The 11,604-nt window shown below is 64.3% G+C and carries 10 protein-coding genes and 1 pseudogene; 10 read left to right on the top strand and 1 reads right to left on the bottom strand.

The annotated features are described in order from the left end of the window. The first annotated feature begins 43 nt into the window (after nucleotides 1-43). The 4 genes from F4X11_26420 to F4X11_26405 all read left to right on the top strand — a co-directional run bounded on the left by F4X11_26420 (nucleotide 44) and on the right by F4X11_26405 (nucleotide 3,427). Nucleotides 44-286 carry a hypothetical protein gene (locus F4X11_26420; GenBank protein ID MYN68509.1) on the top strand — a complete coding sequence of 81 codons (243 nt, stop codon included), beginning with the start codon at nucleotides 44-46 and terminating at the stop codon, nucleotides 284-286. Nucleotides 287-627: 341 nt separating this feature from the next. Beyond that, complete coding sequence (locus F4X11_26415) at nucleotides 628-2,175, top strand: SUMF1/EgtB/PvdO family nonheme iron enzyme (GenBank protein ID MYN68508.1); 1,548 nt, start codon at nucleotides 628-630, stop codon at nucleotides 2,173-2,175. Nucleotides 2,176-2,583: 408 nt separating this feature from the next. After that, nucleotides 2,584-2,970 carry a DUF2235 domain-containing protein gene (locus tag F4X11_26410; GenBank protein ID MYN68507.1) on the top strand — a complete coding sequence of 129 codons (387 nt, stop codon included), beginning with the start codon at nucleotides 2,584-2,586 and terminating at the stop codon, nucleotides 2,968-2,970. 19 nt (nucleotides 2,971-2,989) lie between these two features. Beyond that, on the top strand, nucleotides 2,990-3,427 hold the full coding sequence (locus F4X11_26405) for a class I SAM-dependent DNA methyltransferase (GenBank protein ID MYN68506.1): 438 nt from the start codon (nucleotides 2,990-2,992) through the stop codon (nucleotides 3,425-3,427). 137 nt (nucleotides 3,428-3,564) lie between these two features. On the opposite strand, the gene F4X11_26400 is transcribed toward F4X11_26405, so the two are convergent. Further along, nucleotides 3,565-4,335 carry an IS3 family transposase gene (locus tag F4X11_26400; protein MYN68505.1) on the bottom strand — a complete coding sequence of 257 codons (771 nt, stop codon included), beginning with the start codon at nucleotides 4,333-4,335 and terminating at the stop codon, nucleotides 3,565-3,567. A gap of 140 nt (nucleotides 4,336-4,475) precedes the next feature. Here F4X11_26400 and F4X11_26395 point away from each other — a divergent pair, with 140 nt between their 5' ends. From F4X11_26395 to F4X11_26370, 6 genes and pseudogenes are all read left to right on the top strand, one after another. Then, complete coding sequence (locus tag F4X11_26395) at nucleotides 4,476-4,682, top strand: hypothetical protein (protein MYN68504.1); 207 nt, start codon at nucleotides 4,476-4,478, stop codon at nucleotides 4,680-4,682. A gap of 725 nt (nucleotides 4,683-5,407) precedes the next feature. After that, nucleotides 5,408-7,438, top strand: a pseudogene (locus F4X11_26390) (DEAD/DEAH box helicase). 147 nt (nucleotides 7,439-7,585) lie between these two features. Then, nucleotides 7,586-8,500 carry a XamI family restriction endonuclease gene (locus tag F4X11_26385; GenBank protein MYN68503.1) on the top strand — a complete coding sequence of 305 codons (915 nt, stop codon included), beginning with the start codon at nucleotides 7,586-7,588 and terminating at the stop codon, nucleotides 8,498-8,500. 2 nt (nucleotides 8,501-8,502) lie between these two features. Next, nucleotides 8,503-9,990, top strand: a complete 1,488-nt coding sequence (locus F4X11_26380) for an RNA-directed DNA polymerase (GenBank protein MYN68502.1) — start codon at nucleotides 8,503-8,505, stop codon at nucleotides 9,988-9,990. A 624-nt stretch (nucleotides 9,991-10,614) separates the two neighbouring features. Then, nucleotides 10,615-10,875 carry a hypothetical protein gene (locus F4X11_26375; protein MYN68501.1) on the top strand — a complete coding sequence of 87 codons (261 nt, stop codon included), beginning with the start codon at nucleotides 10,615-10,617 and terminating at the stop codon, nucleotides 10,873-10,875. 223 nt (nucleotides 10,876-11,098) lie between these two features. Then, on the top strand, nucleotides 11,099-11,581 hold the full coding sequence (locus tag F4X11_26370) for a type I restriction endonuclease subunit R (GenBank protein ID MYN68500.1): 483 nt from the start codon (nucleotides 11,099-11,101) through the stop codon (nucleotides 11,579-11,581). Nucleotides 11,582-11,604 lie beyond the last annotated feature (23 nt).

The raw sequence follows: 11,604 nt of genomic DNA, 5'->3' as shown, positions 1-11,604 counted from the left end.
CTCCGACTACTCCCTGAACGTCACCAACGCGGCCGGCGTCGCCATGAACGATCACCTGTCGTTGCGGATCAGCCTCCAGCATCTGTATGAGCATCGGCCGGCGCTGGAGAATGCCGCAATCCGTGCGCACGTCATGCTGAACGACCCCGATGGCACGGCGGGCAGCGGCGACGAAGTGTTCGAAACGGCGGTGGCGGGCGGCACGGTGTTCGACCTCGGCACGGGTCGGATCCGCAAGGCCGGCCTGGACGCGATCCTCCGGACCGCGCTGGTGATCAGCTTCTGAAGCGGCGCAGAGCCGTTGGAAACAGGGCGCTGGCTACCGCATCCCGCCGACATCGGTGATTCCTGGCAATCGCGGTCCTGAACACGTCCAGCGAGTCTTCAGCGCGCTGAATTCCGAGCTCGGCCTGCGTCCCCTCCACCACAATTCTGCGTGTTGGGCTGTTCGGTTTTCGATTCGCCGACGCCATTAGGGTTATAGAAGGGCGCTTGGAGAGCGGGCGTGACCAGCAGCGGGACCGCGTGGAGGCCGTCCGCTGGTAACCCGAGACCGGAAGCCGCCACAGCAGGCAGTGAACTACGCGACCTGCCGGAGGATGCAGCGGGGATAGAGGGGAAACCGCGATGAAGGGATCCTTGTGGCGGTGGGTCGTGGTTTGGGTTTCGTTGAGCGCCGCGTTGCCAGCCGTCGCTCAGCCGCCGTCGGGTGCGCTGGCGATCGATGAGCGCCAAGGCGATCAGTGGGGCTGGGCCGTGGACTATGAGACGGTCGCCGCGGCGCGGGAAAGGGCGTTGCGAGAGTGCGGTTCGGGGTGCTCGGTGGTGCTGACGTTCGAGCGGTGCGCCGCGTATGCGGCCGATCAGGCTGCCGCGAGTACCGCGTATGGCTGGGCGGAAGATCATGCCTCCGGCGAAGCCGCCCGGGGACGGGCGCTGTCCGAGTGCCGTTCGCTAGGTGGCGGTTCGGGTTGCGTGGTCCGGGCGTGGGGCTGCAATGGCCCGGTGGTCGAGGAGCAGTTGGGTCTCGATTATTCCGCGCGTCGCCGGATACAGCAAGGCTTGGTGTCCGAAGGCCTCGACCCCGGGACGCCGGACGGGCTGTTCGGGCCACGGACGCGGGCGGCGATTCGTCGCTGGCAAACGTCTCGCGGCGCGCCGTCGACGGGGTATCTGGATGGCGCGTCTGCCGAAGCGCTGGAGTCTGCAGCCGGCGGTGGGTCGGCGTCGGCTGCGGTCGAGCCGCTCGCGGCGCCCGGGGCGCTGGGGGAGTCGCAGGCTGCCTCGCCCGCTGCGAGCGCGGAGTTGGAGGGCCTGTTCTGGCAGTCGGTGATGAACAGCACGAACCCGGCGGAGTTCGAGGCGTATCTGCGTCGATTCCCGAACGGGGTGTTCAGCGAGTTGGCGCGGGCGCGGCTGGCGGCGTTGCGTTCGGGGTCGTCGGCAGCGCCCGCGGGAGCGCGACCGCGTGTCGGGGGTGCTGGCGCGCCGGCTTCCGGTTCGGGCGTCGTCGGTTCACGTGTCTCCGGTGCCGCGGCGCCGGCCTTCGGCCCAGTGACCGGCGGCGATGTGGCGCGCCGACCCGGCGAGGTGTTCCGGGACTGCGCCGCGTGTCCGGAGATGGTGGTGCTGCCGGGCGGCGACTTGGCGATGGGCCGCTATGAGGTGACGGTGGGGGAGTATCGGGCGTTTGCGTCGGCGACAAGTGGAGGTGCCGGCGGCGGATGTTTCTTCCTCGACCGCCTTTCGTGGCGTGACCCCGGCTTTCCACAGACGGAACGTCATCCGGTGACGTGCGTGAGCTGGGACGACGCGCAGGCGTACTTGTCGTGGTTGAGCCGGACGATAGGCATGACGTATCGGCTGCCGACTGAGTCCGAATGGGCACAGGCGGCTGCCGGGTCTCAGCCTGGATGCGAACGGGCGCGGACGGGACGTGATGAAACGTGCCCGGTCGGCTCCTACGGTTCGAACAGTGCTGGTCTGTCGGACATGGTCGGGAATCTGTGGGAGTGGACGAATGATTGCTGGAATGGAGACTGCGACGAGCGTTTTGTGCGCGGCGCTTCCTGGCTCAATACCGCAGGATTGCAGCATCCCATCACGCGCCTCCCGTTCAGCACCGGCCGGCGAGACCGCACCTTCGGCTTTCGCGTGCTGAGAACGCTCGATTGACTTCAGCGAACGTTATGTTTGCATAGCGGTCGGGAGAACGCACAACGGTTCCGGGCCTATTGCTGCACCCTACGGCGCGCCTGAAGATCCGCCCCGGCCTCACTCCACCGCCCCATGAACCAACGATCCTGCGCGTTCGGCTGTTCGGTTTTCGATTCACGGACGCCATTGAGAGTAGTGCGCTGGAGATCGAGCGTGGCGGCAGGCGGCGTGGAGGCCTTCCACTGGTACTCCTCGATGCACGGATGCGACCAGACCATCGGATCGGTTACGAGATAGTAGTGTTCGATCGGCAGCCGGTCGGAACTTCGAGTTGAGCGTCGACGCGCATCGCAGCGAGAGTCGGATGCTGGGCGGCGCGGGCAACGGGTTCCTCGCCGTACCACGGCGGATGGAGATCTTCGAGAAATGGTCAAGGCCAAGAACATCGTCGTCTGCTCGGACGGTACCGGTAACCGGGGAGGAAAGACGCGCGGTACGAACGTCTGGCGCATCTTCAACGCGGTACGATTCCCGTGCGGGTTGGGGTGCATTCCACGATACTCGACCCGGCGTGCGACTCGGGGAACTTTCTGTACCTGGCGCTGCAGGCGCTCAAGGACCTCGAGCACCGGGTGCAGCTCGAGGCCGAAGCACTGGACTTCCAGCGTGGGTTCCCGGAGGTCGGACCGGCCAACGTCAAGGGCATCGAGCTCAACCCGTACGCGGCGGAGCTGGCGCGTGCGTCGGTGTGAATCGGCGAGATCCAGTGGATGCGTCGCAACGGCTTTACGGAAGCGCGCGACCCGATCCTGAAGCCGCTGGACACGATCGAGTGCCGGGACGCGATCTCACGGTTGACAACCCCGAGCCGGAGTGGTCGGCGGCCGACGTCGTGATCGGCAACCCGCCGTTCCCGGGTGGGAAGCTGCTGATCAAGCACTTGGGCGATGACTACGTGTCGCGGATGTTCGTAACCTACGCCGACCGCGTGCCGGCGGAAGCCGACCTGGTCTGCTACTGGTTCGAAAAGGCCGGCCAGCAAATCGTCTCTGGCAAGACAAGCCGGGCAGGGCTCGTCGCGACGAACTCGATCCGGGGCGGTGCGAACCGGCGGGCGCTGCAGGCGGCGACCAACACGCGGCGGATCTTCGAGGCGTGGAGCGACGAGCCGTTGGTGATCGACGGCGCGGCGGTGCGAGTGTCGCTGGTCTGCTTCTCGCGCGGCGACGACTTCGTATCCGGAGCTCGCCTCGACGGTCGGCCCCGTTGAGGTGGACCCCGTTGGCTGGACAGTTTCTGGGACCGAGTAAGTTAAGGTCGTTCCGGTCGTCTCCGTATTCATGATAGATGAAGGGTGTGGGCCTGTGGGAATCTCGTCTGCGAGATTTCCACATGTCCACGCCCCCATCAGCATCCGACCCGCGAGCCGGCAGACGCCAGCGCGGGGACCGCACCGTAAACCTCTGCCGGCGTTCGATACTCCAACGCCTGGTGCGGGCGCCCATGATTGTAGAATGCGAAGTAGCGCTTCAGCTCGGCGCGGGCCTCCGGCACGGCCGCGTAGTCCTTCAGGTACACCTCTTCGTACTTCACCGACCGCCACAGCCGCTCGACGAAAACGTTGTCCAGCGCCCGGCCACGGCCGTCCATGCTGATCTGCACCTCGGCCGCACGCAGCAGGCGCGTGAACGCATCGCTGGTGAACTGCACACCCTGGTCCGTATTGAAGACCTCCGGTCGCCCACCGGCCAGCGCCCGTTCGAGCGCGTCTCGGCAGAACTGACCGTCCAACGTGACCGACAGCTCCCAGTCCAGGACGTACCGGCTGAACCAGTCCAGGATCGCCATCAGGTAGACGAATCCCGACCGCAGCCGGATGTACGTGATGTCGCAACTCCAAACTTGGTCGACCCGCTCGATCGCGACGTCGCGCAGCAGGTACGGATACACCCGGTGCCCGGGATGCCGCTGACTCAACCGCGGCTTCGGGCCCACAGCCTCGATGCCCATCAACCGCATCAGGCGCTGCACCCGCTTGCGGTTCACCGTCCATCCCTCGCGCTGCAGAGCAACCTGCAGCCGCCGCGAGCCGTAGAACGGCGTCGCCGTGTACACCTCGTCGAGCGCGCGCATCAGTGCCAACTCGGTCGAGCTCACCGGCTGCGGCCGGGCGTCCACCCGGTGCAGATCGCACAGTGGAAGAAGCGGGCGTTGACCGCGCTGCCGGAGGCGTTTGCGGCGCGCTCAACGTCCGGTCGCCCCGCAGGGCGGCCACGGCCACATCCGCCTCGCCATTTCCGGGGCTACGATGTTGGTGCGTGAACGAGCTTCCCTCGGTCGCCCTGACGCAGCGCTTCCTGACCCTGTGTGAGCACCACGGCTCGCAACATCTGGTGGTCAAGCTGGTCGCAGTAGGCCGCGGCACCGGTGTTCCGGGGCTGCCCGAGACCGACGACTGGACGACGTGGGACGCCAGCCAGATGCGGGCCGCGGTCGAGTACCTGGAGCACCTGCGCGTCCGATAGTGCCGGTACGGTTTACCGCGACGGGCCAGTGTTGAACGGGCCCTTCGGCCGAGATCGACCGCTACGGCCGCGAGCCCTTGCCTCGAAGTCGGCCCGAATCGACCACGCGGCGGCGTAAGGACGGCACGCCGCAGGAGTAGGATCCCTTGTGTCGGCCGTCGGGGCGGCCCCGTTGGAAATCGCCAGTGGGAGCAGAAACACCTGGACCGATAACGAGCGGGTGCAGGTGCAGCAGTTCCTTGGCGACCTAGTGCACGATGTAGAGCTGGTCCGGGAGCTTGCTCGAGCGTCCCACGTTCGTCGGCACGCCCCGGGTGCTGCGCGACGAATACTTCGAGTTCCCCGGCCGCGGCGGCGATCCGGTCGCCCAAGAGGCCGCGCTCCGGAACCGAGAGCGTGGCGCTATCTGGAGGGCATCCACGTTCTCCGACGGCCACGGTGCCTCCGCCCGGTCGTGTACCTGCCGTTTCCAGCCCGACGTGAGCCTTGCGCGAGCTCCGGGTCGACGAGCGCGGCGAGCGGGAACAGCCGCGCCTTCGGTACGCCGATGATGGGCCAGCATCCGGCCGGTTCGTTCGGCGCAACCGCCGGGTCGAGCGGTACAATCTGCCGGGCGTGACCCGCCGACAGCGTGCCGGCACGTCGGCACGCGAGCACTCGTTGGGAGGCTCCCGAAGGCCGCTAGGCAACGCATTGGTCGAGAAGTGTGCCCTGCGCTGAACCACGTGGAATCATGCGACTCGAGGGATCTTCAGACCGGCGCCGCCCTCCGTGGCGTGCTGCCCGACGCCCTCGTCGCCGTCGTCAGCGTACAGTGGTTCGGCTCCGAGGCGGTCGAGCTGACCTACAAGACGGCGGCAGGCGCGGTCGCGAACGAGCTGCTGTACCGCGACGACGAGGCTCGGCTCGAGATCGTCGAGCGCGGCCGCCCGTGGAGCTTCGATGGCGACGGTGCATTGTTTCGCCTGGTGTCCGAGGCGCAGCGTATCCGGCTGGCGCATCTCTTCGATCCCGTGCTGGCGGTCCACACGTCCGATCTCGAACCGCTGCCGCACCAGATCACCGCCGTCTACGAGGCGATGCTGCCGCGGCAGCCGCTGCGGTTCCTCCTGGCCGACGATCCGGGCGCCGGCAAGACGATCATGGCGGGGCTGCTCATCAGGGAGCTGATCGCCCGTGGGGATCTGGAACGCTGCCTCGTGGTCTGCCCGGGGAGCCTCGCCGAACAGTGGCAGGACGAGCTGTACCGCCGGTTCCATCTGCCGTTCGAGATTCTGACCCGCGACAAGCTGGAAGCGGCGCGCACCGGGAACTGGTTCCTGGAGACGCCGCTGGTCGTCGCGCGCCTGGACATGCTGTCGCGCAACGAGGATCTGCAGGCCAAGCTGGAGGCGCCGGACTGCGGGTGGGATCTCGTCGTCTGCGACGAGGCCCACAAGCTGTCGGCGACGTTCTTCGGGGGCGAGGTCAACTACACGAAGCGGTATCGGCTGGGCCAGTTGCTGTCGACCCTCAGCCGCCACTTCCTGCTGATGACGGCGACGCCGCACAACGGGAAGGAGGAGGACTTCCAGCTCTTCATGGCGCTGCTCGACGGCGATCGGTTCGAGGGCCGGTTTCGCGACGGAGTCCACACGGCCGACGTGTCGGACCTGATGCGGCGGATGGTGAAGGAGCACCTGCTCACGTTCGAGAACAAGCCGCTCTTCCCGGAACGGATTGCTTATACAGTCCCCTACGTACTGTTCGAGGCGGAGGCCCGTCTCTACACCGCCGTCACCGACTACGTGCGGCAGGAGTTCAATCGCGCCGAGGCGCTCGCCAACGCGAAACGGGCCGGCACCGTCGGCTTTGCCTTGACGATTCTGCAGCGGCGTCTGGCGTCGTCGCCCGAGGCGATCTACCGGTCGCTGCGCCGTCGGCGCGAGCGGTTGGAGAACCGGCGCGGGGAGCTCGAGGTGCTCCAGCGAGGTAGACCGGCCGACCCCGCGGCGGTCCTGTCGGTGGCTGCGCTGGATCCGGACGAGGTCGACGATCTCGACGACGCGCCCGAGGACGAGGTCGAGGCGACCGAGGCGCGCCTTCTGGACGAGGCGACCGCCGCCCGCTCGATTTGCCGAGCTCAAGGCGGAGATCGAGACTCTCACGAAGCTGGAGGCCCTCGCGCTCGGTGTTCGGCAGCAGGGCGGCGACATGAAGTGGCGAGAGCTCGCGAGCCTGCCCGGCGAGATCTTCACGACGGCCGGCGTGCCCGGTCGCGTCGGGGAACGGAGGACACCGTACGGGGCCGGCGAGATCGCGCGGCCCGTGCGGTCGCCGCGCCAGAAGCTCGTGCTCTTCACCGAGCATCGCGACACGCTCCGGTATCTGCAGGAACGCATCACGACGCTGCTCGGCCGAGAGACCCCGGTCGTGGTGATCCATGGCGGATGGGCCGCGAGGACCGGATCAAGGCGCAGGAGGCGTTCCGGCACGATCCGGAGGTCTCTGTGCTGCTGGCGACCAACGCGGCCGGCGAAGGGATCAACCTGCAGCGCGCGCACCTGATGGTCAACTACGACCTGCTCTGGAACCCGAACCGCCTGGAGCAGCGTTTCCGAGATTCCCGAAGGCGCGCCCGAGAACGTCGTGCGGACAGTCACCGAGAACAGCCGGACGTTGAAGTTTGCAAGTCACGGCTTCGAAAGGGACTGACGCCACCTGGTATCGCTGCGCCTCACATGCCAAACAAAGGGTGGAAATCGTCTGGCTGCTAGAGGGGTGGCCGTGAGGCGGAAGCTTCAGCCCGCGTTGTCGTGGGCATCGGGAGCAGGAAGGACTGAAGGTCGAGCTGCCTCGGCCTCGAACGTGCAGAACCTGCGTCAGGCCCAGTTGGTCTAGAATGTCACCTTGAGGTATATGCGATGTTGAGTCTTCCACTATGGGACAGGGATCGACTGGACCATGATCGCGCCGCAGCGGCCGAGTGCTTTCGTGACGAACGAATGAAGACTCCGTTGGGCCGTTACCTGCGAGCATTCCAAGCCAACGAAACCAACGTTAGGCGCTTGCTAGAAAAGAGCGCGCATCTCCGGAAACTCAGAGAGCGGGCTGCTGAGATTGTCAGCGACCATGGGTTGCTGGAAGCGCTGTCCGGCGTCGCTGGCCCTCCGATCTCCCTTCACGACCTAAAGACGCTGGCAGGCGTTCAACGCCTTTCCTCGGCTGGGATACGGGTCGATCCTACACGCGCGACGCGAGTAGTCGAGACCGTGCTCAACGGCCTTGACCGAATGCGGTTCCCGTGGATCTCTGAGGATCGCGACCCCACCGACGCGGAAAGACATGCAGCAATCCAGTCCTCAAGCGCAGTGCTGGCGACACTTGAAGTAACAGCTGGCCGTCAGGCCGAGGGTGGTAGCCGACAAGAAGAAGAAGTGCACGATGCGCTCCTTGAGCGGGGTCTTCGCGGAATCCCAGGGAGAACGGTCGCCACGACCAGCGACTCGCCGCGGCCCGGCGAGTTCTGTCGAGAGTCCGTTTTCGCCGGACGAAGGGCCGACTTTCTCATCGGTCTCTGGGACAACCGCCTGATGGTGCTTGAATGCCGTCTATCTTCGTCGCCGCTCCATCTGGGAAGACGCCTGAGGGACGAGGCGGGGGTCAAGGCTGCGCACTGGATTGACGCATACAGCGCCCCGATTGTTATTGCGGTTGTGCTCAGCGGGATTTTCCGATTAAGTGATTTGGTAGCTGTTCAGGCCAGTGGCGTCGGACTCTTCTGGAGTCACCACATCAGTGACCTGACTGACTGGATCGAGCAGACCCGCCCCGAGTAAAAATGGCTGGCACGTATGGGGCGGCGCGGTACTTGTTGGAGGATCAGCCGCGAACACTGTTCCCATTGAAGCTGACGCGAATACTCGTTGAGCAGTCGGAAGCTGCTCTCTACAACGAGATTGAGCGAATCCTGAAGACCGATCCAAAAAAAGAGAACACAGGGTTTCTGACACAAATCCGGTGTCATGCTGCCAAATGCGGTCTCCATTCGCGTCGCACACTGAAGCTCGATCCAGTAGCCGAGCTTTTTGTCTACGACCTAGTATACAGAGAACGCGCGACATTCCGCCCGAGTCGGAGACCCGACCGAAAACGATTCGGTTACACGTTCCGCGGAGGTCGACCTACGCCAGCGACTACGAGTTACGGTAAATTCCGCGAGGCAGTGCGTGGGGCGTCGGCCCGTTTCAAGTACTACCTCGGTGTCGACATCGCGTCGTACTTCAACTCCATATACCACCATGATCTGGTGTTTTGGTTTGATGCTGGACGAAACGCAAAAGAAGTGGAAAAGTTCGGTCGGTACTTTCGGGAAATTGTGGGGGGGCGCTCTGTCGACTGTCTGCCGCAAGGACTTCATCCCTGCAAGATGATCGGAGCGGACTTTCTAAAGAGGGTCGACGCCCACCACAGGCTTAAATGCGCTCTGATGCTTCGATTCATGGACGATATGTACCTGTTTGATGACGATTACGAGGTCTTGCAGGAGGACTTCCTGCTATTGCAAAGATACTTGGGCGACCGGGGCTTGTCACTGAATGCCGAGAAGACAACGTCGGGAGAGGGCCCGCTTCAGGCAAAGACGACCATCGATGAAGTCAAGATTCAGCTGTTGGAACTTCGACGCGCTGCATTGGAGTGGGAGTACGGTCAACTACATCAAGTAGGTGCCGAAGCAACAGCTGAGAAGACGGAGCCGCTAACTGAGGAACAGACCGAGTACCTCAAGGAGTTGCTCGACGAGGATGAGATCGACGAAGAAGATGCTGAACTTGTTTTGTCACTGGTCGGCGAGCGTGCAGAAGACGCACTCGACCAACTGATAGGCATTTTCGAAGATTTTCCGGCACTTGCACGTTCGGTATATGCAGTTGCTGGTCACATTGGTGATAAGACGGAGCTCTGTGCTCAACTGGGACGGATTGCGAAGGAAAGGCGCGCGCTTACTGAAGACCAACTGTTTTGGGCAACAAAGATCGCTGAGGACTATCTCGGCTCCTCGCACGAGACGCTAGAGTTGGTCGCGAGGCTACATTCGCATCCGGCGTCTACGGATTTGACGAAGGCGAAAGTGCTGGAGATTCCATGGGCCGATCTTGACGACATGCGGGAGGAGTACTTGAAAGGCGGGCGCTCGGATTGGCTGGCGTGGTCTTCGGCCATCGGTACTCGTCGGGTCGCGAGAATGAAGCGCAATCAGCTATTGAAGTATTACGGTAAAGCCAGTCCAATGAACCAGATTGTTGCAGGCTGCGTTAGAAGGATGTAGTTGAAGGTGCCCAGGCTCGGCGAATCGTCGTCACCTCGAAGGTGGGCCAGTAAAGGAGCTGCGCGAAACTCTAGAGGTCCGACACAGAAGCTTTGGAGGATTGTGTTGTGGGAAGTGCCGGTTGTTGTGTGGCTCAAGAGATCGGCGGCGGATTGAAGAACCGCTAGGCGAAAAGAGGTTGGAGATTGCTGGAGATAGGAATCGGTGGAATGCCAAGGAGCGCGTTGCCAACACGGAAAGAGTTGTCTCCAAGGTAGCGCTCAATCCCCGTGAGCTGAACGGGAAAAGCAGCGACCCAGACGTCCGGGAAAGGAACACGCAGTCTGCGGATAGCGCTGGAACGCTGCAGGTGGTGCTGAGGGCATAGAGGAACGGCGCGATGACGACGAGCGGGAACGGCGCGGGTTCAACTGTTGCATCATGCTTCCGACATGCGTCGTTCGCGGCAGGTGGGCGAAGTTCGGGATTCGGGTCCCGATCACCGATTCCGGCCGAAACCGATCACTGAAACCGGTCCAAACCGGTCACGGTCGGTCGGAGCGGAACGGCGCGGGACAACCTGCCGGTCCTGACACCCCCGGTGTTTTTCGCAGGAGGGGCGCGCTGGCGAACAGGAGGTTGTCGATGCGGAAGATTCGAGAGGTGTTGCGGCTGTACGTCGCCGCGGGGTTGAGCATACGGGCGATTGTCCGCAGCCCGGGAACGTCGCCGCCGATCGTGGGCGAGTACGTGCACCGCGCCAAGGTGGCCGGGGTCACTTGGCCGGTACGCGAGAACGGTCGACGACGCTGGCTGGAGCGCCGTCTGTTTCCGGCCCCGCCGCCGATCCGGGCGTCGCGCCCGCTACCGGTGCGGGCGCGAGGTGCACCGGGAGCTGCGACGTAAGAGCGTCACTCTGGCGTTGCTGTGGGAAGAGTACAAGGGCTACATCCCGAGGGACTGCAGTACAAGTGGTTCTGCGACCAATACCGGGCGGGGGCAGTGAAGCTCGACCTGGTGATGTGCCTGGAGCACCGGGCCGGCGAGAGGCTGTTCATCGATTACGCCGGGCAGACGGCGCCGGTCGTCGATCCGCGAGACCGGCGACGTGCGCGAGGCGTAGGTCTTCGTGGCCCTGCTCGGGGCCGCGAGGTACGCCTTCGCCGAGGCGACCTGGACGCAGATCCTGCCGGATTGGATTGGCTCGCAGTGGCTTGCAGTCAACCAGTTCACGGTCGTCGAGAAGAAGCACGAACGCCGGCCGGACAGCATGCTGCTTGTCACCGGGCTGCCACTGGGCGTCATCGAACTGAAGAACCCGGCCGACGAGCACGCGACGGACCGGTCGGCGTTCCAGCAGCTTCAGACCTACAAGGCTGATATCTTTTTTTTCGCGTTCAATGCGGCATTGGTTGTGTCGGATGGAACGGAGGCCCGCATCGGAACGCCGACTGCGCAGTGGTGTGCGCCCCGCCGTGGGCTGGCCCTCGTCCGCGACTGCATCGTGTTCAAGGACGACGGTAGCCGCGCACTCGCCGGGAAGATGGCCGGCTACCACCAGTTCCACGCGGTGGAGACCGCGGTGTTCGGCGTCAACTACTTTTGCCGGTGAACGACAACTATTTCTGCCGGTTG

It is taken from the genome of Acidobacteriota bacterium (assembly GCA_009861545.1).
GTDB lineage: Bacteria > Acidobacteriota > Vicinamibacteria > Vicinamibacterales > UBA8438 > WTFV01.
The sequence above is the reverse complement of the archived record's forward strand: the minus strand, read 5'-3'. Positions and strand labels throughout refer to the sequence as shown.